The following is a 26088-nucleotide window of genomic DNA, read 5'->3' as shown; positions in this document are numbered from 1 at the left end:
GAAATGCTTGGGTGCTGAAAAATTCGTGCGATTCAGTCGGCCAGCAGGCGTGTGCGCGCTTCGGCGAACAACCGTCCGGCCTCGGCCTGGAGCGGATGCGCGCCATGTTGCACGCGACGCACGCCGCCCGTGCGGACTTCCGCAAGTGTCTCATGCCCGTGGCTCGCGAACACATGCGTGGCTAGTGCACGCGGTCCGTCGAGTCCCGCCAGCGCCGGATGCGCGCCATCGAGCACGAGGAAGTCGGCGCGCTGCCCGACTGCCAGTCCCGCCACATTGCGTGCCGCTGCGCGCGTGCCGCCCGCCACCGCATCGAGCCACAGACGGTCCGCCACTTGTGGGTGACGCTCAGACGCCAGCACGTTGCGGCGTTGCAGACCCAGACGCTGGCCGTATTCGAAAGTCCGAAGTTCCTCTGCCGCACTCACGCTCGCATGGCTGTCCGAACCCACGCCCCAGGCGCCGCCCAGTGCAAGGTACGGCGCTGCGTCAAACACGCCATCTCCCAGGTTGGCCTCGGTGGTCGGGCAGATGCCAGCCACCGCGCCGCTCTGCGCCAGCCGCCGCCGTTCCTCCCAATCCATATGCGTGGCGTGGACCAGACACCAGCGCTGATCCACCGGCATGTGGTCGAGCAGCCATTGCACGGGACGCACACCACACCATGCCAGGCAATCGTCCACTTCTTTTTGTTGCTCGGCGATGTGGATGTGTATGGGTGCCGTGGCATCCACTGCGTGCAGCGCCGTCACCGCATGCTTCAGGCTCTGCGGCGGCACCGCGCGCAGCGAATGCGGCGCCAGACCCAGCCGCGCGCCATAGGCCGCGCAATGCGGCGCCAGACGTTCGAGCAGCGTGTGCATGGTATCGACATCGTTCAGGAAGCGGCGCTGATCGGCCTGCGCGGGCTTGTCGCCAAACCCGGCCGTCTGGTACAGCACCGGCAGCAGTGTCATGCCAATACCGGCAGCCTGCGCCGCGCGCAGCAAGCGCAGCGACATCTCCGCGCGGTCGGCATAGGGCTTGCCATCGGCATCGTGATGCACGTAGTGGAATTCGCACACGCTGGTGTAGCCGGCGCGCAGCATCTCGATATACAGCTGCGTGGCAATGGCTTCCAGTGCATCGGGCGAGAGCCGCAGTGCGAAGCGGTACATCAGCGTGCGCCAGCTCCAGAACGAGTCGCCCCCTGCAGGATCGTCGCCCGGTGCCACGCTACGATATTCGGTCAGTCCTGCAAAACCGCGCTGGAACGCGTGCGAGTGCAGGTTCGGCATGCCGGGCAATATCGGGCCGACGGCGCGTGGCACTGACGCATCGGGTGTCACTCCGGTGTCGACCGATGCAAGCGCACCCTGCGCATCCCATGTCAGCAGCACGTCCTGTGCCCAGCCTTCGGGCAGCAGCGCCCACGATGCAAAGAGCTTGCCATCGTTCATCGATACACCTTGCCTTGCCGCACCACGCCCACGCACGGATTGCGGCCGAACCAGTACGCCAGCTCGGCCGGTGAAGCGATTTGCCACAGCGCGAAATCGGCGCTACGTCCCACGGCCAGCGCGCCGTGACGATCCGAAGCCCCAAGTGCGCGCGCCGCGTGAGTGGTCACACCGGCCAGCACCTCGGGCACGGTCATGCGGAACAACGTACAGGCCATGTTCATCATCAGCAGCAGCGACGTAGTGGGCGAGGTGCCCGGATTGTGATCAGTGGAAATCGCCACGGGCACGCCGTACTGACGCAGCAGTGCGAGCGGCGGCAGATGCGTGTCCCGCAGGAAATAGTAGGCGCCCGGCAGCAACACCGCTACCGTGCCGGCCTCGGCCATCGCTGCCACACCGGCTTCGTCCAGATGTTCGAGATGGTCGGCGGACAATGCCCCATGCCGTGCAGCGAGCGCAGCACCGCCGAGGTTGCTCAGTTGCTCCGCATGCAGCTTGACCGGCAAGCCGTATCGCGCGGCGGCGTCGAAAACTCGTGTGGTCTGCGCGGGCGAGAAGCCGATGCCTTCACAGAACGCATCGACGGCATCGACCAGCTTTTCTTCTGCCAGCGCGGGCAGCATCGCGTTGCAGACGAGATCGATATAGTCATCGGCTCGCCCCGCGTACTCGGGCGGCAGCGCATGGGCGCCGAGGAACGTCGTGTACACCGACACGCCATACGCCTCGCCAAGTTGCCGCGCCACGCGCAATTGCTTGCGTTCGGCATCGAGAGACAGGCCATAACCAGACTTGATCTCGATGGCCGTCACGCCTTCGGCCAGCAGGGCTTCGAGACGCGGCGCGGCCTGTGCGAACAGCGTGGCTTCATCGGCCTCGCGCGTGGCACGCACGGTGGAGACGATGCCGCCACCCGCACGCGCGATGTCTTCGTAGCTGGCACCCGCCAGCCGCATCGCAAACTCGTCGGCGCGCTGGCCGCCATAGACCAGGTGCGTATGACAATCGACCAGACCGGGCGTGATCCAGGCGCCGTTCGCATCATGACGCGGGAGGTGTGCAAGTCCATCGGGCAACGCTGCCAGCGGCCCCAGCCACACAATGCGACCCGCCTCAACGACAAGCGCCCCATCACGTATGGCGCGATCGATGTTGCCATCGGGCAGCAGGTGGCAGTGATGCCAGATGCCGTCGGCAGACGGCGCGTCGGTGCGAGTCATCGTTACGGCTCCATATGCAGGGTCACACGCAGGCATAGCGCGGCAATATCCGTATGCGTCATGGTGAGGGCCGGTGTGCCGAGCGGCAACCATACGCCCTCGCCCTCGGCGAGTTGCATGCCATCGCCATCGTTCCACGTGCCGCGCAATACCAGCAGCAGCGCCATGGCATCGGTGGGTACAACTGTGAACGGCTGGCGTTTCAGGTTGATCTCCGCACGGCACACGCCACGGCGGGTCATCACGTTGAAGTCGCGCGTGGCGCCATCCACCAGCGCGGCATGCACATCGGTATCGCCGGAGAACGCGAACGGTTCACCCACGCGCACGAGCTTGTGGCAGAACGAATCGTCATGCGCTTGCAGATGCACGCCATTGCCATCGAGCAACACGATCTGTCGATCGATGCCGGGGAACGCCGAAAACGGACCATCGCTCGCGATATCGGCCACGCTGATGCGCCACGCAAAACTCTCCATGCCCGCACCTGGCGGCCACACCGCAATCTCGCGCGTGGTGCCGCCACCGTTCTTCCACGGCGTGGGAGCAATGTCGGCCAGCGCAAACGTCTTCAAAGCCATCAGCGATTCACCATTGGCAGGTCGAGTCCCTTCTCCTTCGCGCAATCGATGGCGATGTCGTAGCCCGCATCGGCATGACGCATCACGCCAGTGGCTGGATCGTTCCAGAGCACGCGCTCGATGCGCCTGGCTGCGGCGTCGGTCCCATCGCAGACGACGACCACGCCCGAATGCTGCGAGAAGCCCATGCCGACGCCACCGCCGTGATGCAGGCTCACCCACGTCGCGCCGCCCGCTGTGTTCAGCAGCGCGTTGAGCAGCGGCCAATCGGATACCGCATCGGAGCCATCGCGCATCGATTCCGTTTCGCGATTCGGTGACGCCACCGAGCCGCAATCGAGATGATCGCGACCGATCACGACCGGCGCCTTCAGCTCGCCCGACTTCACCATTTCATTGAACGCGAGACCGGCGCGATGGCGTTCGTCGAGACCCACCCAGCAGATGCGCGCAGGCAGGCCCTGGAACGCAATGCGCTCGCGCGCCATGTCGAGCCAGCGGTGCAGGTGCTTGTCCTCGGGGAACAGCTCCTTCATCTTGGCATCGGTCTTGTAGATATCCTCGGGATCGCCCGACAGCGCCACCCAGCGGAACGGCCCCTTGCCGCGACAGAACAGCGGACGGATATACGCCGGCACAAAGCCCGGAAAATCGAACGCGTTCTTCACGCCTTCGTCGAACGCTACCTGTCGGATGTTGTTGCCGTAATCAAGCGTGGGCACACCCATCTGCTGGAACGCGAGCATCGCATTCACATGCTTGACGATGGATGCGCGCGCTGCCGCTTCCACCGCCTTCGGATCGCGCTGGCGCAGGTCTTCCCATTGCGCGACGGTCCAGCCTTCAGGCAGGTATCCATTGACGAGATCATGGGCCGAGGTCTGGTCCGTGACGATGTCCGGACGGATACCACCGGCCTGCGCACGACGCACGAGTTCCGGCACGATCTCCGCCGCGTTGCCGAGCAAACCCACGGAGATCGCTTCGCCATTCTTCGTCGCGGTGTCGATCATCGCGAGTGCTTCATCTAGCGTGGTCGCCTTCTTGTCGAGATAGCGGGTACGGATGCGGAAGTCGATGCGCGACTCCTGGCACTCGATCGTCAGCACGCACGCACCGGCCAGCACACCGGCCAGCGGCTGCGCGCCGCCCATGCCGCCGAGCCCCGCAGTCAGAATCCACTTGCCGGTCAGGTTGCCGCCGAAGTGCTGATTGCCCGCTTCGACGAACGTCTCAAACGTGCCCTGCACAATGCCTTGTGTGCCGATGTAGATCCACGAACCCGCCGTCATCTGGCCGTACATCATCAGGCCAGCACGATCGAGTTCGTTGAAGTGATCCCAGTTGGCCCAGTGCGGCACGAGGTTCGAATTGGCGATCAGCACGCGCGGCGCATCGGCATGCGTGCGGAACACGCCCACCGGTTTGCCGGATTGCACGAGCAGCGATTCTTCTTCACCGAGGCGACGCAGGCTGTCGAGGATGGCGTCGAAGCACTCCCAGTTGCGCGCAGCCTTGCCGATGCCGCCATAGACCACGAGATCCTGCGGACGCTCTGCCACATCGGGATCGAGGTTGTTCTGCAGCATGCGATAGGCCGCTTCGATGAGCCAGTTCTTGCAGTGCAGTTGCGTGCCACGCGGGGCGCGGATTTCGCGCTGGCCGCGCGCGGTGCTGAATTGACGTTCGTTAGCGTTCATGGTTGTCTCTTTCAATATGCGTTCGGTTTTCTCCCCTCTCCCGCAAGCGGGAGAGGGGCGGGGGAGAGGGCAGGCGGTTCAAACACCCGTATTGGTCGGCAAGATCTCGCGTACCGCCTCAGGCCACCCCGCCCCCGCATCACCCTGCACTACCCATTGCTTCATCGCCTCGATATCGGGCGCGAGATAACGATCCGACTCCACGAAGGCCACGCGGCTGCGGATGCGCGCCAGTTCCTGTTCGATCAGCGGCGATGACTTCAGCGGCCGGCTGAATTCGATGCCTTGCGCAGCGGCCATCGCTTCGATGCCGACGATCACCGCCGTGTTGGCGGCCATCTCGCCGAGACGACGCGCGCCGTACGTCGCCATCGATACGTGATCTTCCTGATTGGCCGAAGTTGGCAGGCTGTCCACGCTCGACGGATGCGAGAGCGACTTGTTCTCGGATGCGAGCGCCGCTGCCGTGACCTGCGCGATCATGAAGCCCGAGTTCAGGCCGCCATCGCGCACGAGGAACGGTGGCAAACCCGACAGTCCCGTGTCGAGCAGCAGTGCCAGGCGGCGCTCGGAGATCGCGCCGATCTCTGCGATGGCGAGTGCAAGGATGTCGGCCGCAAATGCCACTGGTTCCGCATGGAAGTTGCCACCCGACACCACATCGCCCTGCTCGGCAAACACCAGTGGGTTGTCCGATGCCGCGTTGGCTTCGATACGCAGGATGCGCGCGGCGTGAGTCAGGTTGTCGAGGCACGCGCCCATCACCTGCGGCTGGCAGCGAATCGAATACGGATCTTGCACGCGGCCACATGCCTTGTGCGAATCGACGATATCGCTACCGTCGAGCATCGCGCGCACCGCACCGGCCACGGCGATCTGTCCGACTTGACCCCGTGCTTCGTGAATGCGTGCATCGAACGGCTTGACCGACCCCTTGATCGCTTCCAGCGACAGCGCGCCCGCCACGAGTCCCGCCGCGAATGCATCTTCGGCGGCGAACAATCCGGCCAGCGCCAGCGCCGTGGAGACCTGCGTGCCGTTGAGCAGCGCCAGCCCCTCCTTCGGTCCCAGCGTGAACGGTTGCAGGCCCGCGTGCTCCAGTCCTTGCGCGGCGCTGACGCGCTGACCGTCGATCATCACATCGCCCACGCCGATCAGCGTGCAAGACATGTGCGCAAGCGGTGCCAGATCGCCCGACGCACCGACCGATCCCTTGGCCGGGATGCATGGCGTCACACCGTGATTGGCGAGTGCCAGCAGCGCCTCGATCAATTCCGGACGCACGCCCGAGTGTCCACGCGCGAGGCTCACGGCCTTGATGACCAGGATCATCCGCACGGTATCGGGCGCGAGGTCCGGGCCCGTGCCCACGCTATGCGACAACACCAGATTGCGCTGCAGCTCGGCCAACTTGTCGTGAGGGATGCGCGACTGGGCCAACTTGCCGAAGCCGGTATTGATGCCGTAGACCACCGCGTCGGCATCAATGATGTCCTGCACCGTGGCCTGCGCGGCGCGCACCCCGGCCCACGCACTGTCGGCCATCGACAGACGCACTTCGCCACGATGGATGCGGCGCAGATCGTCCAGCGAGACGTGGCCAGGATGGAGGGTCAGGAGAGAGCGGGAATCTTGCGTCATGGTCTGTGTTGTCATGTCAGACGCCTTGTATGCGCCTGTCTATACAGGTTAGTCGAAAATAAAACCTGGGACCAACTTTTGGTTGGCCTCAGGCTACTGTCCTAGCCGAAGGCGGGATTGCCGTCGGCACGAAAACGGCTGCCCAGCCGATACCGGTTACCGGGATGCAGGCAGCGCACGAAGGTCACGGGCACGCCATGCGTCCAGGTGCGGCGCGTCAGCAGCAGGCAGGGCTGGGTGGGCGGCATCTCAAGCTGCACGGCCTGCTCGGGCGTGGCAGCAATCGCATCCACCACATGCTCCACCTGATCGTAGGGCACGTTGCGCAGCAGGTACTCGCCGGGCTGCGTATCGGAAAAATCCTGCGCGATGAAGTCGGGCGCCGCGCGCGGGTTCACGTAGCGGTCTTCCAGTTGCACCGGCACGCCATCCTCGCGATGAATGCAGATCGAGTGATACACCGACTCACCCGTACGCAACTCCAGCGCCGCGGCCACTTCGATCGATGCCGAAACGCGCTCCACCAGAATCACATCGCACGCATAGTCATGGCCGCGCAGGCGGATCTCGTCCTGCAGATTCACCACCGACAGCAGCGTGGACTGCGGCTTGTGCTCCGCGACGAAAGTGCCAACGCCAGCCACGCGCACCACCCTGCCCTGCTCCGACAACTCGCGCAGCGCACGGTTGACCGTCATGCGCGATACCGAGAAGCGGTTCACAAGCTCTTGCTCCGACGGCACACGGTCGCCGGGCTGCCACGCGCCGCTCTGGATCTGGGTCGCGATATACGCCTTGACCTGCTGGTACAGCGCAGCGGGACCGTTCGGCGATGCGGGGGAAGGTGCCTGATTGGCGGATGCGTTCATGATGCGTTGGGGTGTCGCTCAGTGCTCCGCCGAAGCCATGGCCTCGGCGCGAATCTCTTCCGTCAGCCGCGCCTTGAGCACGGAAAATTCAGGCGACGTCTTGATCGTGTAATGGCGCGGATGGGGGAAATCCACCGCGATCTCGCTCTTGATCCGACCCGGCCGCGCGGAAAACACCGCCACGCGGTTCGCCATGAAAATGGCCTCGTCGATATCGTGCGTCACGAATAATACCGTCTTGCGATGCGACTCCCAGATGCCAAGCAGCAACTCCTGCATCAGCACGCGCGTCTGGTTGTCGAGCGCACCGAACGGCTCGTCGAGCAGCAGGATCTTGGGATCGTTGGCCAGCGCCCGCGCAATAGCCGTGCGCTGCTGCATGCCACCCGACAACTGCTTCGGGAAGTGCTGCTCGAAACCGCGCAACCCCACGCGCGCGATGAAGAAATCGCTGCGCTCTTTCTGCTCGGCCTCGCTCATGCCGCGCTCGCGCAGGCCAAAGCGCACGTTCTGTTCGATGGTCAGCCACGGAAACAGCGTGTACGACTGGAATACCATGCCGCGATCCGCGCCCGGTCCGGCCACCGCCTGCCCATCGAGCAATACGCGTCCGCCGCTCGGCGTATCGAGTCCCGCCACAATGCGCAGCAGCGTGGACTTGCCGCAGCCCGAGGGACCGAGGATCGTCACGAAATCGTTGTCGCGTACCTCGAAATCGACGGGCAGCAACGCCTGCGTGCTGCCACCGTTCGGGTTGGCAAAGGTCCGCGATACCTGCTGGATCGACAGCGCGCTCATTTGATGGCACTCCAGGGAAACAGGCGCTGGTTGGCCAGCTTGAAGACGAGGTCGGAGATCAGGCCGATGCAGCCGATGACGATGATGCCGAAGATGATCTGTCCGGTGTTGAGCAGCGCCTGGCTATCCGTGATCATGTGTCCGATGCCCGACGACGAACCGATCAACTCGGCCACGATCACGTAGGTCCACGCCCAACCCAGCACGAGTCGCAGGATTTCCGCGATGTCCGGCGCCGCACCCGGAATCAGCACGCGCCGCACGATGCCGCGCGGCGTGGCGCCCAACGTGTAAGCGGCCTCCACCAGATCCTTGCGCGCGCCGCCCACCGTCACGGCCACCATCAGCACGATCTGGAAGAACGATCCGATAAAGATCACCAGCAGCTTCTGCGTCTCGCCGATGCCGGCCCACAGGATCAGCAGCGGAATGAATGCGGACGCCGGCAGGTATCGGCAGAACGACACGAACGGCTCGAAGAATGCCTCGGCCGCCTTGTAGGCACCCATCAGGATGCCGAGCGGCACGGCCAGCACGGCAGCCAGCATGAAGCCGCCGAGCACGCGCCAGACCGTCATGCCGATATCGCCGATGAAACCGTACTCGGTGAACAGCGCCCAGCCTTCGCGCGCCATCGTCAGCGGATCGGCCAGGAACGTGCGCGAGACAAAACCGCCGAGCGTCGCCATCGCCCAGACCGCAAAGAACAGGACGAAGAACGACAGGCCGAGTACCCAGCGCGCCCGCGACGACACCGGCACCAGCGGCGACAGCCACGGATGACGCGCGCGCGGTGCGCGGTCGTTGGACGCGGAGACAATGGGCGCGGGGGCGCGCGTGGTCATCGTCGGCGTAGGCGATTGCGACATGCCTGCCTCCTGCTTACTTGAGGAACCGGGCGTCATAGAGCGCCGTCACGTCGGGCACCTGGCGGATCACGCCGATGTCCTTGAGCACATCGGCCGCTTCCTTGCTGAAGCTGGCCAGTTCTCCCGCGAAGAAGGTCTTGTTGGCGTCCTTGTCCTGCCAGCGCAGGTAAGCGGAAGATTTCGCAAACTGTTCGCCGGTCTGCTTCACGGCCGCACCCATGATCTCGTTGGATTTCACCGGGTCTTTGCGGATCATCTCCAGCGCTTCGAAATAGCTGTCGACCAGTGCCTGCGCAGCCTTGGGATTGTCCTTGAGCCACTTCGGCGCGCAGCCCAGCGTATCGGTCACCATCGGATAGTCGAGCGTGGTGGCCAGGATCTTGCCCTTGTCCGGATTCGCGCGCACCGTCGACAGATACGGCTCATAGGTCATCGCGCCATCGTTCTGCCCGGCCACGAACGCCTGCGCGGCGGCCTGCGGCGACAGCGTGGTCAGCTTCACGTCCTTGAGCGTCATGCCGTTCTTCTTGAGCATCCAGGCCAGTCCGAAGTACGGCGCGGTGCCCGGCGCATCCACGCCAATCGTCTTGCCCTTGAGGTCGGCGAATCCCTTCACATCGCCGCGCACGGCCAGGCCATCGGCACCATACGACTTGTCGAGCTGCACGATCTGCGTGATCGGCACGCCATTGGCATTCCACGCCACATGCGTCTCCACCGTAGTGGCTGCGCACTGGATCGCGCCCGACGCCAGCGCCAGATGCCGGTCCTTCTGCGGGATCATCTTGATCTCCACATCGACACCGTTCTTCTTGAAGATGCCGGCCTTCTCGGCCAGCGTCAGCGGCGCAAAACCCGTCCATCCGCTCATGCCGATGGTCACCGGCGTGTTCTGGGCGTGGGCGGCTGTGGCAAATAGCGCGGAGGTAACGATCAATGCGGCGCGGCGGTGCAGCTTCATGCTGTCGGCTCCCTGTGGGCGTCGTTCTGGGTAGTGGGGGTCCCGTCTCCCTGGACCTGACGGGCAATGTACCAGCCTGTATATACAAGTCAAACCCGGGGTTTACCTGAGGACGTGCACCGGAAATGGACGATTGGGCGCAGGGATGCACCAATGTTGTATAGACAGGATGGCTAGACGGAGAGAAGAGCAAGAGCCATGCCTCACAAACCCGCTTGTGTTATTCCCCTCTCCCGCGAAGTGGGAGAGGGGTTAGGGGAGAGGGCGGGAGGGTCTGCTTGCCGACCACATCACAATTTGCACCGCTGGCCCTCTCCCCCGCCCCTCTCCCACCTCGCGGGAGAGAGGAGAAACCACCGGAGATTCAGACCTCAGCGATCAAAAAACGCCGCCACCGTCGGATACTTCAACCTCACCCGCAATTCCCGCTTCAGCCGACCGTTGTCCAGTCGGCGCGATTCGCTCATGAAGCTCAGGAGGTTGGCGTCGATGGTCTCGCGCGCCTGCTGGCGGCTGATGCGAGGCGGGCGTGGCAAACCCTTGCGGTCGGCCACGAGGTCGAAGTAGTCGGCCATGCGCAGTTCCGTGTCGTCGCTGGCATGGACCACGCGCTGGGGACGTCCGCGCCAGAGCGATGCGATCATCGTGCGGGCCAGATCGTCGGCGTGGATATGGCTGGTGTAGACATCGTCCTGGGGCGCCAACGCCGGCGTGCCCTTGTTCAGGCGGGCCACCGGCAAGCGGTCTTCGGCGTAGATGCCGGGAATCCGGACGATGCTTGCGCGCCAGCCCGCATCGCGCCCAAAGCGCCGCACCGCCGACTCCGCCGCCACGCGTCGGCGCGCACGGGCAGTCTGCGGCCGGACCGCGTGGAATTCCTTGACGCGGGCCCCGCCGCGGTCGCCATAGACGCCGGTCGTGCTGGCGTAGATGTACGCCCCGTTGGCGCGGTGGCGCGTGGACGCCTCAAACGCGCGGTGCCAGCCCCGCTCGGGTAGAATGGCGGCCTCGCCGGGACTGGTGCCATAACGCATGGTCCGCGCCCGGCGCCAGGCCGCGCGCCGCAACGTCCCCAGCAACGCGCGCGACCGTGGATCGCCATCGCCCTGACCGGGCGGCGGCGCCAGGTTCATCACGCGACTCGCGAGATGCGCCAGGCGTGACAGCGTGGCGGGCTGATCCAGATCGGCTACCAGCGGCACTGCACCGGCCTGACGCAGCGCGTCCCGGCGCGAGGGCTGAGATGTGACGGCGAACACACGCATCCGCGTGGACAGGAGGCGCAGGACGCGCGTGCCGACGTCACCGCAGCCCACGATCAGCAGGCGCGGACGGCCCAGCCGGCGCCCCTGCCGCGCGTGCCGCACACCCGGGGAAGACAACGCCGCTTGCGGCGACAGAATTTGGTTCATAGACCCGATTATGGCTTATCAAGTTACCGTCATGCCGAGTGGCCACAAGTTCGAAGTGGCTGCCGACGAAACCATCCTGGGCGCCGCGCTGCGCCATAGCATCGGCCTGCCGTACGGCTGCAAGAACGGTGCATGCGGGTCCTGCAAGGGCCGCGTGACCGAAGGCACGATCCACCAGGGCGACCACGCCGCCTCGGCACTGACGGCGCAGGAAAAGACCGAGGGCCGCGCCCTTTTCTGCTGCGCCAACGCCACGTCGGACATCACCATCGAGTGCCGCGAAGTCCACGGCGCCGGTGACATTCCCATCAAGAAGGTGCCGTGCCGCGTCGCCTCGCTGGAGCGCCTTGCCGACGACGTCATCGCCATCAAGCTGCAACTGCCCGCCACCGAGCGCATGCAGTTCCTGGCCGGCCAGTACGTGGAATTCCTGTTGCGCGACGGCAAGCGCCGCAGCTACTCCATCGCCACGCCTCCGCATGAGGAAGGCCCGATCGAGTTGCACATCCGCCACATGCCGGGCGGCACGTTCACGGACTACGTGTTCGGCGCCAAGGAAGGCATGCCGGCCATGAAGGAGCGCGACATCCTGCGCTTCGAAGGTCCGCTGGGCAGCTTCTTCCTGCGCGAGGATTCGGACAAGCCCATCGTCCTGCTGGCGTCGGGCACCGGCTTCGCGCCGATCAAGGCCATCGTCGAGCACGCCGCCTATACCGGCATCACGCGCCCGATGACGCTGTACTGGGGCGGGCGCCGTCCGCAGGACCTGTACATGCACGCGCTGTGCGAGCAATGGGCCCGCGATCTGCCGAACTTCCAGTACGTGCCCGTGATCTCGAACGCCACGGCCGAGGACAACTGGTCCGGTCGCACGGGCTTCGTGCACCAGGCTGTGATGGCCGACCATCCGGATCTGTCGAACCACGAGGTCTACGCCTGCGGTGCGCCAGTCATGGTCAACGCCGCACGCACGGATTTCTCCGCGCAGTGCAAGCTTCACGAGGACGCGTTCTTCGCCGATTCGTTCACGTCCGAGGCCGATCTGCACCCGGCCGGCGCGGCCTAAGCCGGGCCGCGCGCGTTCCGCCGACACAACAATGCCACCCGGGTCTGCCATATTTCGCTTTGACACCCGGGCGCATGCGCCTTATATTGGCCGCCATGAACACCGCCATCATCCGACGCCGCGCACGTACGTTGCTCCCCACCGGGGTGCCGCGCGGCTGACCGCAGATAGCGTCTGTTCAGGTCGACAAGCCACGGGCAACCCCCGTGGCTTTTTGCTTTTCTCCGTCCATCGTTTCATGCCGACCCCAGGAGTCCGCCATGGCATTTGCTGAGTTCCCCGTCCAGTCCCTGATGTACATCACCAACCGTCCCGAGCTGGTCTTCACCGAAGGCAAGGGCTCGTGGCTGACGGACCATAACGGCAAGCGATACCTGGACTTCGTGCAGGGCTGGGCCGTCAACTCGCTGGGCCATTCGAACGAAGGCATGATCGAGGCGCTGGAAAAGCAGGCGCGCAAGCTGCTGAACCCGAGCCCCGCGTTCTACAACGAGCCGATGCTGAAGCTCGCCCAGCAACTGACCGACAACAGCTGCTTCGACAAGGTCTTCTTCGCCAACAGCGGCGCCGAAGCCAATGAAGGCGCGATCAAGCTGGCGCGCAAGTGGGGCCGCAAGCACAAGAACGGCGCGTTCGAGATCATCACGATGGACCACAGCTTCCATGGCCGCACGCTGGCGACCATGAGCGCTTCGGGCAAGGCTGGCTGGGACACGATCTTCGCACCCCAGGTGCCGGGCTTCCCCAAGGCCGAGCTGAACAACCTGGCTTCGGTCGAGGCACTGATCACCGACAAGACCGTCGGCATCATGCTGGAACCGGTGCAAGGCGAAGGCGGCGTGATCCCCGCCACGCGCGAGTTCATGCAGGGCCTGCGCGCGCTGGCCGACAAGCACAAGCTGCTGTTCATCGTCGATGAAGTGCAAACCGGCTGCGGCCGCTGCGGCACGCTGTTCGCCTACGAACTCTCGGGCGTGGAACCGGACATCATGACGCTGGGCAAGGGCATCGGCGGCGGCGTGCCGCTGTCGGCCCTGCTGTGCAAGAGCGATGTGGCCAGCTTCGAAGCCGGCGACCAGGGCGGCACCTACAACGGCAACCCGCTGATGACCGCCGTGGGCAGCTCGGTGATTTCGCAACTGACCGCGCCGGGCTTCCTCGACGACGTGAAGGCCAAGTCCGCCTACCTGAGCGAGCAACTGCTGGCGCTGTCGGCCGAGTTCGGCCTCGGCGGCGAGCGCGGTGAAGGTCTGCTGCGCGCACTGGTGCTGGGCAAGGACATCGGTCCGCAGATCGTGGAAGAAGCGCGCGAGATGAACCCGACCGGCCTGCTGCTGAATGCCCCGCGCCCCAACCTGCTGCGCTTCATGCCGGCCCTGAACGTGACCCGCGAGGAGATCGACCAGATGATCGGCATGCTGCGCGAGCTGCTGAAGAAGTTGGCGTAAGAATGAAAAAACCCGCTGCGAAGCGGGTTTTTTCATTGCCGAGAGGTCGACCGATTGTTTGCTCCCCTCTCCCACTTTGTGGGAGAGGGGAGAAACCCAGCGGCAGGGAGCTCACTCCCCCAGATACGCCGCCCTCACCTTCGGGTCATCCAGCATCTGCTTGGCGTCACCGCTCATCGTCACCAAGCCCGACTCCATCACGTAGCCGCGATGCGCAGCCTGCAGCGCCAGGCGCGCGTTCTGCTCCACCAGCAGCACGGTCACGCCTTGTGCGGAGACGGTGCGCACCACCTCGAAGATCTTCTCGACCATGATTGGCGAGAGACCCATCGACGGTTCATCCAGCAGCAGCAGCTTCGGCTGGCTCATCAGCGCACGCGCCATCGCCAGCATCTGCTGCTCGCCGCCGGACATCGTGCCGGCCAGCTGGTTCGCACGCTCCTTGAGTCGCGGGAAGGTCTCGAACATGCGGTCGATGTCAGCCTTGATGCCGGCCTCGTCGTCGCGCGTGTACGCGCCCATCTGCAGGTTCTCGGTGATGGTCATGCGCGCGAACACGCCGCGGCCTTCCGGCACCATCGCCAGCCCCTGCTTGAGCAGCTTGTAGCTGGGTACGCCCTTGATGGATTTGCCCATGTACTCCACGTCGCCGCCCGCCCAGCCCTGCAGACCGGTGATGGCCTTCATGGTCGTGGTCTTGCCGGCACCATTGGCACCGATCAGCGTGACGAGCTCGCCGTCGTGGATCTCCAGGTCCACGCCCTTGACGGCCTGGATGCCGCCGTAGGCCACCTTCAGGCCGGAAATCTTCAGGATCGTCTGTGTCATTTGCTTTGCTCCTGCCTTTCTGGCCTTAGTGCGCCGACGCGCCGAGGTAAGCCTCGATCACGGCAGGATTGTTCTGGACTTCGTGCGGCAGGCCCTGCGCGATGACCTTGCCGTAATCGAGCACGGTCAGGCGGTTGCACAGACCCATCACCAGCTTCACGTCGTGCTCGATCAGCAGGATGGTCTTGCCATCGTTCTTGATCTTCTCCAGCAGGCCGCGCAACTCCACCTTCTCGGTGGCGTTCATGCCGGCTGCCGGTTCGTCCAGCGCCAGAAGCTTCGGCTCGGTAGCCAGCGCGCGGGCGATCTCCAGACGGCGCTGGTGGCCGTACGACAGGTTGCGCGACGTGAAGTTGGCGTACTTGCCAATGCCCACGTAATCCAGCAGGTCGTGCGCCATGTCCTCGATGCCTTCTTCTTCACGACGCACCGAAGGCGGACGGAAGACGGCGCCGAAGATGCCGGCCTTGGTCCGCACGTGGCGGCCCACCATGACGTTTTCCAGCGCGGTCATCTCGCCGAACAGGCGGATGTTCTGGAACGTACGTGCGATGCCGGTCCGCGCCACTTCATGCACGGCCGTGGGCTGGTACGGCTTGCCGCCCAGCACGAACTCGCCGGAATCCGGCGTGTACAGGCCCGTGATCACATTGAAGAACGTGGTCTTGCCCGCACCGTTCGGGCCGATCAGGCCATAGATTTCACCGGGCTTGATCTGCAGGCCCACATCGGACAACGCCTGCAGGCCGCCGAAACGCTTGTTGACCCCCTGAACGGACAGGAGGAAATCGGAATTGCTCATGTTATCCCCCTGTTCAGAAACGGCCCACGCTGCCCGCCCGGCGCACCACCGGACGATCTTCCTTGCGCGGCGACGGCCACAGGCCCGCCGGGCGATACAGCATCACACCCACCAGGGCCAGACCGAACAGCAGCTGACGCAGCACTTCCGCATCGACGATCACATGGCCGAACAGGCCCGTCTGCATCGGCTCCGCCACCACGCGCAGCAGTTCCTGGAAGCCCACCAGCAGGATGCCGCCCAGGATCACGCCCGGGATATGGCCCATGCCGCCCAGCACCACGATGGCCAGGATGTAGATCGATTCCCACAGCGTGAAAGATTCCGGCGACACGAAGCCCTGGAACGCGCCGAACACGGCACCCGAGGCACCGCCGAACGATGCGCCCATGGCAAACGCCAGCAGCTTCATGTTGCGGGTGTTGATGCCCATGGCCTTGGCCGCGATCTCGTCTTCACGGATGGCCACCCAGGCGCGTCCGATCCGCGAGTTCTGCAGGCGCAGGCAGACGAACACGATCACGATGACCAGGAACACCAGCAGGTAGTAATACATGAACACCGGCGTGAACTTCATCCCGAAGATCTCGTGCGATTTCGAGAAGTCGAATCCGAAGATGTGGACCGGGTCCACCGCCGTGATGCCCTTGGGCCCGTTGGTGATGTTCACCGGACGGTCCAAGTTGTTCATGAAGATACGGATGATTTCACCGAAGCCCAGCGTCACGATGGCCAGGTAGTCGCCCCGCAACTTCAGCGTAGGCGCCCCCAGCAGCACGCCGAACGTGGCCGCCACGAGAATCGCTATTGGCAACACCAGCCACATCGTCAGGTGGATGCCGTTCGGAAACAGCTGCTGGATCCACTCGAACTGGTTGGCCAGGTGCGGCGAGCCGAGCAGCGCCATGCAGTAGGCGCCTACCGCGTAGAACGCGATGTAGCCCAGGTCGAGCAGGCCGGCAAAGCCCACCACGATATTCAGGCCCAGCGCCAGCATGATGTAGAGCAGCGCGAAGTCCAGCACGCGCACCCAGTAGTTGCCGCCGAATGTCTGGACGAAGAACGGTGCGCACAGCGCGATGACGAGGAATCCCAGCAGGGCTGCCAGGGTCTTGGCCGGGACGCGCGACGGCGCGGCCACGGCTGCGGATTGGATTGGAGCGTTCATGATTCGGTCTCCTCCCTCAGGCGCGGTCGGCCACGCGTTCGCCCATGATGCCGGACGGACGGAAGACGAGCACGATGATCAGCACGATGAACGCAAAGACGTCCTGGTAGTTCGAGCCGAACACACCATTCGTCAGATCACCGATGTAGCCGGCACCCAGTGCCTCGATCAGCCCCAGCAGCATGCCGCCCACCATGGCGCCTGCCAGGTTGCCGATGCCGCCCAGCACTGCGGCGGTGAACGCCTTCAGGCCGGGGATGAAACCCATGTAGAAGTGCGCATTACCGTAGTTCGTCGCCATCATCACGCCTGCCAGCGCTGCCAGCGCGGCACCGATCATGAACGTGGCCGAAATCACGAAGTTGGGGTTCACGCCCATCAGGCCCGCCACCTTCTGGTTCTCGGCGGTGGCGCGCATGGCGCGGCCGAGCTTGGTGCGGTTCACCAGGGCCAGCAGGCCGGACATGACCATCACGGCCAGGCCGATGATGACCATTTCCTTGCCGGTGATGGTGGCGCCAGTAGAGCCGATGTCGATCGGTTCCGAGGGCAGCAGTTGCGGGAACGTGAGCGGGTTGCGCGACCAGATCAGCATCCCCACGGTCTGGAGGATGATCGAGACGCCGATCGCGGTGATCAGCGGAGCCAGGCGCGGCGCATTGCGCAACGGCCGGTAGGCTACGCGTTCAATGGTGTACGAGAGGACTGCACAGACAGGCATGGCGATCAGCGTGGCGATCACCAGCGTCAGCCATTCGGGCAGGCCGGGTGCAAATTTCTGCAGCCCAAGAATTGCCGACAATGCGGTCAGCGCGCCAATCATCAGCACATCGCCGTGAGCGAAGTTGATGATGCCCAGAATGCCGTAGACCATGGTGTAGCCCAGTGCGATCAGCGCGTAGATGCTGCCGAGCACCAGACCGTTCACGATCTGCTGGATAAAGATATCCATGAAAACTCCTGCTTCGGCCCCGCTCCGGCCGGCATGGTGTGGATGCCGTGGATGGGACGGTAATGTGGATGGTAAGGGTAGGTTGTACTCAGTTGCTGGTGTGCTGCCCGCCCTGTTCCATCCATGGTAAGGATGCCGCTAACACGTTGGCGAGACTAAAAAGAACGGCACCGCAATGTCATCACGGTGCCGTTCAGGTGGGCCGGTAAGCCCGGATTACATCTTCACGACGTCGAGGACGGACTTCTTCTTGTCCTTGTACTCGTACAGCGTGATGGTGCCTTCCTTCATGTCGCCCTTTTCGTCAAAGGCGATGTTGCCGATCACGCCCTTGTAGTTCGTCTTGGGCATTTCGGCCAGGATGGCAGCCGGTTCAGCCGAGTTGGCACGCTTCATCGCGTCCACGATCACCATCACGGCGTCGTAGGTGAACGGTGCGTAGATCTGCACCGGTGCGTTGAAACGAGCCTGGTAGCGCTTCTGGAAGTCGGCGCCGTTTTCCATCTTCGACAGGGCCAGGCCTGCTTCCGAGCAGATCAGGTTCGTCACGGCATCGCCAGCCAGTTCGGCCACCTTGTCCGTGCAAACGCCGTCGCCACCCACGATCTTCGAGGTGATGCCCAGTTCCTTGGCCTGCTTGGTGAACGGACCACCGGTGGCATCCATGCCGCCGTACATGATCACGTCCGGCTTCTTGCCCTTGATCTTGGTCAGAATGGCCTTGAAGTCCGTGGCCTTGTCGTTGGTGGCTTCACGTGCCACCACATTCACGCCTGCAGCCTTGGCGGTCTTCTCGAACTCGTCGGCCAGGCCCTTGCCGTAGGCGGTGGCATCGTCGACGATGGCCACGCTCTTGGCGTTCAGGCTCTTGGCGGCGTAGTTGGCCAGTGCCGGACCCTGCTGGGCATCGGTGGCCACCACGCGGTACGTGGTCTTGAAGCCCTGCTTCGTGTAGTCGGGGTTGGTCGACGACGGCGAGATCTGGACGATGCCGGCATCGCTGTAGATCTTCGAGGCCGGAATCGACACGCCCGAGTTCAGGTGGCCCACAACGGCCACGACCTTGGCGTCCACGAGCTTCTGGGCCACGGCGGTACCGGTCTTCGGATCGGCGGCGTCATCTTCGCCCACCAGTTCCAGCTTGATCTTCTTGCCGCCGACTTCCAGGCCGGCCTTGTTCACTTCCTCGACGGCCAGGCGCGCGCCGTTTTCGTTGTCCTTGCCAAGGTGGGCAATGCCGCCAGTCAGCGGAGCGGCGTGGCCGATCTTGACGACGACATCGCCACCACCTGCTGCGGGGGCCGCAGCGGCCGGTGCGGAGGCTGCCGTGTCAACCGGCTTTTCTTCTTTCTTGCCACATGCAGCGACCAGCGCCACAGCGGCCGCGATCGGCAGAATCTTGGCAAACGTGAATTGCATGAGTGATCTCCTAGGATTCACAAAAACAGGGTTTTAGTTACGCCTCCCGGACGTAATCCCTGGACCGCCTTTGATTAGTTTCAATTTGAAACGCGCGCATTGTATCCCCTTTCTTTGAGGATGCAATACGCGACGCAACAACCTGAACCTTTTACCCACCAAATGAGCTAGGGAATTTCCCCAATGCACAGATTGGGGCAATCAAAGCCAACTTGGCGGACCCGTCTCCTTCCCTTTCAAGAATCGTGCCTACAGCGCCTGCAGAGGCGCATTCGGCACGGATGAAGCTTCTCCAGCGCCACCCATAATGCCCGCTTAATTAATTAGGCATTTCATTTCATATATCGAGCAACATCTCTAATGTGCAGAATGCAACGGCGCACCATAATAGGGAAAACCCCAGTCATCGGGATTACCCTGATATTGTTTGGTCAAGCATGGGGTTATTCCGCTATTAATCGGAGAATTCCGACGGTGGAATGCGGGTTTGCGGGGATTTGGACAAATAACCGCGCGCGAAAGCGGCTTTGAATGTCTGTTGTATAGCGCAATAGCGGCGCGCACCGCGTCGGTGCGCGGCATGGGCGACGGGCACGCGCCCGCATCAAACAGTCGTCACACGGCACAGCGCAAAAACAAAAACGCCGCTGGCGGAGGCGCAGCGGCGTTCGTAAGCAGATGGGCGCACGGAGCGCCCTGGCGTGGTCAGGCGCCCGGCGTCAGGTTCGCCAATCCACGCGGCAGCGGGAACGACATGTTCTCCTCGACGCCTTCCAGGGCACGCACGGACTTCACGCCAAACGTGCGCAGGCGCTCGACGATGGCTTGCGCCAGCACCTCGGGCGCCGATGCACCGGCGGTCAGGCCGATACGGCGCTTGCCCGCGACCCACTCCGGCTTGAGCTGGTCAGGATCGTCGACCATGTAGGCCGGCACACCCAGGCGGTCTGCCAGTTCACGCAGGCGATTGGAGTTCGAGCTGTTCGGGCTGCCCACCACGATCACGACTTCCACCTGGGGCACCATGAACTTCACGGCATCCTGGCGGTTCTGCGTGGCATAGCAGATGTCCTGCTTCTTGGGCTCGCGAATCTGCGGAAACCGCGCCTTGAGCGCCAGCACGATCTCCGCGGTCTCATCTACCGACAGCGTGGTCTGCGTGACATAGGCCAGTTGCGTCGGGTCTGCCACCGTCAGCGCCTGCACGTCCTCGACGGACTCCACCAGCAGCATGCCCGCCTCGGACTGCCCCATCGTGCCTTCCACTTCGGGGTGCCCCTTGTGGCCGATCATGATGATCTCGCAACCTTCCGCGCGCATCTTGCCCACCTCGACGTGGACCTTGGTCACCAGCGGGCAGGTGGCATCGAATATCGTCAGGCCGCGACGCGCCGCGTCGGCGCGCACTTCCTTGGACACGCCATGCGCACTGAAGATGACCGTCGAACCGGAGGGGACTTCCTCCAGTTCGTCGATGAAGATTGCGCCCTTCTTGCGCAGGTCGGCCACCACGTAGGCGTTGTGCACGATCTCGTGACGCACGTAGATCGGCGCACCGAACAGCGCCAGCGCGCGCTCGACAATCTCGATGGCGCGGTCCACGCCAGCACAGAAGCCGCGCGGTTGCGCCATGAGGATCTCCGCATCGGCGGAGGTGGTGGTATCGGTCATGCTGCGTTCCATTGCCACGGCAGACATCAGAGTATTCCGATCAGCTGGACGTCGAACAGAATCGTCTGTCCGGCCAGCGGGTGATTGAAGTCGAAGAGTGCCGCAGTGTCGCCGTATTCCTTGAGCACGCCAGCGTACTTGCCGCCGCCGGGTGCATTGAATTCGACGAGATCGCCGGGACTGTATTCCTCTTCGAACGAGCTGTTCTCGCGCAGCGTGGCCAGCGAGACCCACTGCAGCAGTTCGGGATTGCGCGGGCCAAACGCCAACTCCGGCGCCAGACGGTAAGTCATGCGCTCGCCCTCGGGCATGCCGAGCAATGCCTGTTCGAGCGTCGGGGCAAACTGCCCCTGGCCCAGCAACAGCGTGGCGGGCTTTTCCTCGAAGGTACTGACAACTTCGGTACCGTTCTCGAGGGAGATGCTGTAGTGAAGCGTCAGGAAGGAATCGACCTGTACGGTCTTGCGTGCGGCGGTGCCGCTGGGGGCCGCGGCCGGTGCAGCAGTTTGCAGAGTCATGTGAGTCAACCAGTCAACAGCCGCCATTGTATGCGACTCCGGCGCTCTGGCGCTGGACATTGCCCGGTTCCCCTATTACAGTGTGGCCCGCATCGCAGTACGCATCAGTCAGTGCGATGTCCAGAACCAGACCGGCTTTCCGACGCACCACTTGCAACGTGATGCTGGCGGCACAGCGCAACAGTCTTCTTCCGAACCCATCGGAAGGCATTGATTCGCCGCTTGTTTCCGGTCTATAATGTTCGTCTTGCTGAATTACCAATCCGCTGCAGTCCGGGCCCGCGCGCCTTTTGTTGATCTGTTGCGAACATTGTCCACGAATAAGATTTAGGAGTGCTTCATGGCACGCGTCTGTCAAGTGACCGGGAAAGCGCCGATGGTCGGCAACAACGTTTCCCACGCAAACAACAAGACCAAGCGCCGTTTTCTGCCCAATCTGCAGAACCGCCGCTTCTTCGTTGAATCGGAAAACCGCTGGGTGAGCCTGCGCGTCTCGAACGCCGGTCTGCGCCTGATCGACAAGAAAGGCATCGACTCCGTGCTCGCAGATCTGCGCGCACGTGGCGAAGTCTAATTAGGAGTACACCATGGCCAGCAAAGGCGGACGCGACAAGATCAAGCTGGAATCGACCGCAGGTACCGGTCATTTCTACACGACCACCAAGAACAAGCGCACCATGCCGGAAAAGATGGAGATCTCGAAGTTCGATCCCGTCGCCCGTAAGCACGTGCCTTACAAGGAAACCAAGATCAAGTAATTGATCCGTGGTATCCAGCCGAAAGCCTCGCATCCGCGAGGCTTTTTGCATTGTGGGGACGCGCTTTCCGAGCCTGCCGCACCCTGCAACCCTTGTCGTACAAGGGAAAGATGTCAGGATTGTGGCAGTCGGGTGTAGACTTCCCGGTCCCCACACGCCCATTCGCCCCAGGCGATCCCCCGCACCATGAACTTCGATGTCGCGATTGTCGGCAGCGGTCTGGCCGGCCTTACCGTCGCGCTGCAACTTGCCGATACCCACAAGGTAGTTATCCTGAGCAAGCGCAGCATGACAGCCGGGGCGAGCGACTGGGCGCAGGGTGGAATCGCTGCAGTACTGGACTCCGGCGACAGTCACGCCGAGCATACGCAGGACACGCTGGTCGCTGGCGCAGGACTCTGCGATGAGGAGGCCACGCGCTATATCGTCGAACATGGCCGCGATGCGATCCAGTGGCTGATCGACCGAGGCGTGCCGTTCACGCGCGACGCCCAGGCCGAACTTGGTTTCCACCTGACGCGCGAAGGCGGCCACAGCCATCGACGCATCATCCACGCCGCCGATGCCACCGGTCACGCCGTGGTCTCCACGCTCACCGAGCAGGCGCGCAAGCATCCGAACATCACGATCCTCGAAGACCAGTTCGCGATCGATCTCATCACGTCGGCAAAACTGGGCCTGCCCGGCAACCGCTGCTACGGTCTTTACGTACTCGACGCGGCGACCGACGAAGTCCACACGATCACCGCCACGCAAACCGTGCTGGCTGCTGGCGGCGCCGGCAAGGTCTATCTCTATACGACCAACCCCGATACCGCTACCGGTGATGGCATCGCCATGGCGTGGCGCGCGGGCTGCCGCGTGGCGAACATGGAGTTCATCCAGTTCCACCCGACTTGCCTCTACCATCCGTACGCAAAGTCTTTCCTGATTTCGGAGGCGGTGCGCGGCGAAGGCGGCCTGCTCAAGCTGCCTGACGGTACGCGGTTCATGCCTGCCCACGACGACCGCGCAGAGTTGGCGCCGCGCGACGTGGTGGCGCGCGCCATCGACTTCGAGATGAAAAAGCGCGGCCTCGATTGCGTCTACCTCGACATCACACATCAGCCCGAATCGTTCCTGAAGGAACACTTCCCGACGATTCACGCGCGCTGCCTTGAACTGGGCATCGACATCACGAAACAGCCCATTCCCGTCGTACCGGCTGCGCACTACACCTGCGGCGGCGTGGTGACCGACACGGCGGGCCGCACCGACATCGGCAACCTGTATGCCGTGGGCGAAACCGGTTGCACCGGCCTGCACGGGGCCAACCGGCTCGCATCGAACTCCCTGCTGGAATGCATGGTAATCGGCCAGGCTGCGGCCGTCGACATCGCTGCGCATGGCAAGGCAGGCGCGCCGGACATCGCCTTGCCCGCCTGGGACGAGAGCCGCGTGTCCGATGCGGATGAGGAAGTAGTGGTGTCGCACAACTGGGATGAGCTGCGCCGGATGATGTGGAACTACGTCGGCATCGTGCGCACGGACAAGCGGCTGGAACGTGCGCAACATCGCATCGGGTTGTTGCGTGAGGAAATTGCCGAGTACTACGCGAACTTCCGCGTGACGCGCGACCTGCTGGAGCTACGCAATCTTGTGGAAGTGGCGTCGATGATCGTGGAAAGCGCGTATTCACGCCATGAAAGTCGCGGATTGCATTTCAGCCGCGACTATCCGGACACCTTGCCGAAGGCGCTGCCTTCGGTGTTGCAGCCGTTGAGTGGGCGAGCGGGACGGGCGAGCCGGCGTTAACCTTTCGCCCCACCAATTGTTTTCTCCCCCCTCCCGCACGGCGGGAGAGGGGAGCCAAAACTGCGGAGGGGAAGAAACTACCTACCCCACCACCCGCAACGAGTAGTCCGTCGCCCTGACATCCTTCGTCAGCGCGCCCACCGAGATACGGTCCACGCCGGTTTCGGCGAACTGGCGGATCGATTCGTAGTTCACGCCACCCGACACTTCCAGCAATGCACGTTCGCGATTGACCGCTACGGCTTCGCGCATCATGTCCACGGTGAAGTTGTCGATCAGGATGGATCTCGCACCAGCCTCCAGCGCTTCCTGCAATTCGGCAATCGATTCGACTTCGACCTGGATCGAGGCATCGGCGCCCAGTGCTAGCGCAGCCTGCACCGCCGCCGTGATGCTGCCTGCAGCGGCAATGTGGTTTTCCTTGATCAGGATGCCGTCATAGAGCGCCAGCCGCTGGTTCTCGCCGCCGCCCACCTTCACCGCATATTTTTGTGCGAGCCGCAGGCCCGGCAGGGTCTTGCGGGTATCGAGCACGCGTGCGCGCGTGCCGGCAATCAGATCTGCATAACGACGCGTGGCCGTGGCGACACCGGAGAGCAGTTGCAGGAAGTTCAGCGACGGACGTTCGGCGGTCAGCAGCGCGCGCGCCGGACCCGCGATTTCGCACACCAGTTCGTCGGGCGACATCCGCGCGCCCTCTTCCTTGTGCCACGTCACGCGCAGCCGTTCGTCCACGGCTATCATGCTGGCCTCGAACCATGGCCGTCCGCACAGCACTGCCGATTCACGCACGATCACGCGCGCCTGCACCAGCTTGTCGGCCGGCACCAGCAGACCGGTCAAGTCACCGGAACCCACATCCTCGGCGATGGCCGCTTTCACATTGGCGTCGAGCGCCACCGCCAGCGCGGGACCGTAACTATCGAAAATCGGATTCACGCTCATGCCGGACCCACTCCCTGGAACAGCGCGCCTTCCGTGGCGAGGTCGGCAGCGGGACGTACATTGACCTTCTGCGCGGCGGCGAAATCGAGCATGCGATCGATGCAGACCACCGCCTTGCGGCCAATGACTGGATCGACGTGGATCTCGTTGCGCCCCGTCTCCAGCACTTCCGCCAGATTCGTGAGGGCATTCATCGCCATCCACGGGCAGTGCGCGCAGCTCTTGCACGTTGCGCTGTTGCCCGCTGTCGGGGCTTCGATGAAGACCTTGCCTGGCGCGGCCATCCGCATCTTGTGCAGGATGCCGTTGTCGGTGGCCACGATGAACTCATTGGCATCGAGATTCTGCGCGGCGGCGATCAACTGGCTCGTCGAGCCGATGACATCGGCCTGTTCCACCACGTTGGCCGGCGACTCCGGATGCACGAGGATCTTCGCCTTCGGATGCTCGCGGCGCAGCAGGTCCAGTTCGATGCCCTTGAACTCGTCATGCACCAGGCACGAGCCCTGCCACAGCAGCATGTCGGCGCCGGTTTCCTTCTGGATGTAGCTGCCCAGATGCTTGTCCGGCGCCCAGAGGATCTTCTTGCCCTGCGCATGCAGGTGCTCGACGATCTTCAGGCCGATGCTCGACGTCACCATCCAGTCCGCGCGAGCTTTCACCGCGGCACTGGTGTTCGCGTAGACCACCACGGTGCGATCGGGGTGAGCGTCACAAAACGCGGTGAACTCATCCGCCGGACAGCCGAGATCGAGCGAGCATGTCGCATCAAGGTCAGGCATCAGGATGGTCTTCTCGGGACTCAGAATCTTGGCGGTCTCGCCCATGAAGCGGACCCCGGCCACCACCAGCGTCTGTGCGGCGTGATCGCGGCCGAAGCGAGCCATCTCCAGCGAGTCCGACACACAGCCGCCCGTCTCTTCTGCCAGATCCTGCAAGTCGGCATCGACGTAATAATGCGCAACCAGCACCGCGTTGCGCTCCTTGAGCAGTCTGCGAATGCGGTCCTTCAGCGCGGCACGTTCGTCCGGGGTGATCGCGGGAGGCACTTTGGCCCAGGCATGGGCCACACAACTGCCGCTGGCAGCGCTTTCGGCATCCGTCAGGTTCGGCTTCTCGAACTCGACGGTCTTGATCGTTTGGGGGGTCATCTCTTCACATACTCCTCGGGGCACCCAGTTGCCGCCGCGCTTTGCATCACGCGGTCTATTGCCAACAACATGGGG

General features: G+C 63.7%; 24 protein-coding genes. 5 read left to right on the top strand and 19 right to left on the bottom strand.

Features of this window, described 5'->3' with window-relative positions; all coding sequences use genetic code 11:
- Window positions 1-32: 32 nt before the first annotated feature.
- From ABDB81_RS00180 to ABDB81_RS00135, 10 genes are all read right to left on the bottom strand, one after another.
- Window positions 33-1439, bottom strand: coding sequence for a formimidoylglutamate deiminase (locus ABDB81_RS00180; RefSeq protein ID WP_346809254.1), 1407 nt, complete (start codon window positions 1437-1439; stop codon window positions 33-35).
- Window positions 1436-2662: an imidazolonepropionase gene (hutI, locus tag ABDB81_RS00175; RefSeq protein WP_346809252.1), complete on the bottom strand. Its 1227-nt coding sequence runs from the start codon at window positions 2660-2662 to the stop codon at window positions 1436-1438. The genes ABDB81_RS00180 and hutI overlap by 4 nt, the downstream gene beginning before the upstream one ends.
- Before the next feature lie 2 nt (window positions 2663-2664).
- A complete protein-coding gene (locus tag ABDB81_RS00170) occupies window positions 2665-3243 on the bottom strand; it encodes a HutD family protein (protein ID WP_346809250.1) in 579 nt (192 codons plus the stop codon).
- Complete coding sequence (gene hutU, locus ABDB81_RS00165; protein WP_346809248.1) at window positions 3243-4943, bottom strand: urocanate hydratase; 1701 nt, start codon at window positions 4941-4943, stop codon at window positions 3243-3245. The genes ABDB81_RS00170 and hutU overlap by 1 nt, the downstream gene beginning before the upstream one ends.
- Window positions 4944-5021: 78 nt before the next feature.
- A complete protein-coding gene (gene hutH / locus ABDB81_RS00160) occupies window positions 5022-6599 on the bottom strand; it encodes a histidine ammonia-lyase (RefSeq protein ID WP_346809246.1) in 1578 nt (525 codons plus the stop codon).
- A gap of 86 nt (window positions 6600-6685) precedes the next feature.
- Window positions 6686-7453 (bottom strand): histidine utilization repressor, encoded by a 768-nt coding sequence (gene hutC, locus ABDB81_RS00155; RefSeq protein WP_137926121.1) that lies wholly within the window; start codon window positions 7451-7453, stop codon window positions 6686-6688.
- Window positions 7454-7471: 18 nt separating this feature from the next.
- Complete coding sequence (locus ABDB81_RS00150) at window positions 7472-8251, bottom strand: ABC transporter ATP-binding protein (protein ID WP_346809244.1); 780 nt, start codon at window positions 8249-8251, stop codon at window positions 7472-7474.
- Window positions 8248-9120: an ABC transporter permease gene (locus ABDB81_RS00145; RefSeq protein WP_346809242.1), complete on the bottom strand. Its 873-nt coding sequence runs from the start codon at window positions 9118-9120 to the stop codon at window positions 8248-8250. Before ABDB81_RS00145 ends, ABDB81_RS00150 begins: the two co-directional genes overlap by 4 nt.
- 13 nt (window positions 9121-9133) lie before the next feature.
- Window positions 9134-10081, bottom strand: a complete 948-nt coding sequence (locus ABDB81_RS00140; protein ID WP_160472921.1) for an ABC transporter substrate-binding protein — start codon at window positions 10079-10081, stop codon at window positions 9134-9136.
- A 371-nt stretch (window positions 10082-10452) separates the two neighbouring features.
- Complete coding sequence (locus ABDB81_RS00135) at window positions 10453-11493, bottom strand: NAD-dependent epimerase/dehydratase family protein (RefSeq protein WP_346809240.1); 1041 nt, start codon at window positions 11491-11493, stop codon at window positions 10453-10455.
- 10 nt (window positions 11494-11503) lie between these two features.
- Between ABDB81_RS00135 and ABDB81_RS00130 the strand changes: the two genes are divergently transcribed.
- Window positions 11504-12559, top strand: coding sequence for a CDP-6-deoxy-delta-3,4-glucoseen reductase (locus tag ABDB81_RS00130; RefSeq protein ID WP_137926116.1), 1056 nt, complete (start codon window positions 11504-11506; stop codon window positions 12557-12559).
- Between the two features lie 260 nt (window positions 12560-12819).
- Window positions 12820-14007: an acetylornithine transaminase gene (locus tag ABDB81_RS00125; RefSeq protein ID WP_137926115.1), complete on the top strand. Its 1188-nt coding sequence runs from the start codon at window positions 12820-12822 to the stop codon at window positions 14005-14007.
- Between the two features lie 111 nt (window positions 14008-14118).
- On the opposite strand, the gene ABDB81_RS00120 is transcribed toward ABDB81_RS00125, so the two are convergent.
- From ABDB81_RS00120 to ABDB81_RS00090, 7 genes are all read right to left on the bottom strand, one after another.
- Window positions 14119-14835 carry an ABC transporter ATP-binding protein gene (locus ABDB81_RS00120; RefSeq protein WP_137926114.1) on the bottom strand — a complete coding sequence of 239 codons (717 nt, stop codon included), beginning with the start codon at window positions 14833-14835 and terminating at the stop codon, window positions 14119-14121.
- A gap of 25 nt (window positions 14836-14860) precedes the next feature.
- Window positions 14861-15637 carry an ABC transporter ATP-binding protein gene (locus tag ABDB81_RS00115; protein WP_137926113.1) on the bottom strand — a complete coding sequence of 259 codons (777 nt, stop codon included), beginning with the start codon at window positions 15635-15637 and terminating at the stop codon, window positions 14861-14863.
- A 13-nt stretch (window positions 15638-15650) separates the two neighbouring features.
- Entirely contained in the window at window positions 15651-16805 is a 1155-nt protein-coding gene (locus tag ABDB81_RS00110) for an ABC transporter ATP-binding protein (RefSeq protein ID WP_137926112.1), read from the bottom strand.
- A gap of 16 nt (window positions 16806-16821) precedes the next feature.
- Window positions 16822-17757, bottom strand: coding sequence for a branched-chain amino acid ABC transporter permease (locus ABDB81_RS00105; protein WP_137926111.1), 936 nt, complete (start codon window positions 17755-17757; stop codon window positions 16822-16824).
- A gap of 216 nt (window positions 17758-17973) precedes the next feature.
- Complete coding sequence (locus tag ABDB81_RS00100; protein ID WP_137926110.1) at window positions 17974-19176, bottom strand: branched-chain amino acid ABC transporter substrate-binding protein; 1203 nt, start codon at window positions 19174-19176, stop codon at window positions 17974-17976.
- A gap of 705 nt (window positions 19177-19881) precedes the next feature.
- Window positions 19882-20847 carry a 4-hydroxy-3-methylbut-2-enyl diphosphate reductase gene (ispH, locus tag ABDB81_RS00095; RefSeq protein ID WP_171020437.1) on the bottom strand — a complete coding sequence of 322 codons (966 nt, stop codon included), beginning with the start codon at window positions 20845-20847 and terminating at the stop codon, window positions 19882-19884.
- Between the two features lie 26 nt (window positions 20848-20873).
- The gene (locus ABDB81_RS00090) at window positions 20874-21365 is read right to left on the bottom strand and encodes a peptidylprolyl isomerase (protein ID WP_160472922.1); all 492 of its coding nucleotides are present in this window, start codon (window positions 21363-21365) and stop codon (window positions 20874-20876) included.
- Between the two features lie 340 nt (window positions 21366-21705).
- Between ABDB81_RS00090 and rpmB the strand changes: the two genes are divergently transcribed.
- The 3 genes from rpmB to nadB all read left to right on the top strand — a co-directional run bounded on the left by rpmB (window position 21706) and on the right by nadB (window position 23917).
- On the top strand, window positions 21706-21939 hold the full coding sequence (rpmB, locus tag ABDB81_RS00085) for a 50S ribosomal protein L28 (RefSeq protein WP_006575661.1): 234 nt from the start codon (window positions 21706-21708) through the stop codon (window positions 21937-21939).
- Between the two features lie 13 nt (window positions 21940-21952).
- Entirely contained in the window at window positions 21953-22123 is a 171-nt protein-coding gene (gene rpmG, locus ABDB81_RS00080) for a 50S ribosomal protein L33 (protein ID WP_008644909.1), read from the top strand.
- A 186-nt stretch (window positions 22124-22309) separates the two neighbouring features.
- Window positions 22310-23917 carry an L-aspartate oxidase gene (nadB, locus tag ABDB81_RS00075; RefSeq protein ID WP_137926107.1) on the top strand — a complete coding sequence of 536 codons (1608 nt, stop codon included), beginning with the start codon at window positions 22310-22312 and terminating at the stop codon, window positions 23915-23917.
- Between the two features lie 81 nt (window positions 23918-23998).
- Here nadB and nadC read toward each other — a convergent pair whose 3' ends face one another.
- Together nadC and nadA are read right to left on the bottom strand one after the other, a co-directional pair.
- The gene (gene nadC, locus ABDB81_RS00070; RefSeq protein WP_346809235.1) at window positions 23999-24862 is read right to left on the bottom strand and encodes a carboxylating nicotinate-nucleotide diphosphorylase; all 864 of its coding nucleotides are present in this window, start codon (window positions 24860-24862) and stop codon (window positions 23999-24001) included.
- Entirely contained in the window at window positions 24859-26013 is a 1155-nt protein-coding gene (nadA, locus tag ABDB81_RS00065) for a quinolinate synthase NadA (RefSeq protein WP_346809233.1), read from the bottom strand. Before nadA ends, nadC begins: the two co-directional genes overlap by 4 nt.
- Between the last annotated feature and the right edge of the window lie 75 nt (window positions 26014-26088).

Origin of the sequence: Cupriavidus sp. DL-D2 (assembly GCF_039710735.1) — a bacterium.
GTDB lineage: Bacteria > Pseudomonadota > Gammaproteobacteria > Burkholderiales > Burkholderiaceae > Cupriavidus.
Note: the sequence above shows the minus strand (reverse complement) of the source record. Positions and strands in the feature narration are given on the sequence as shown.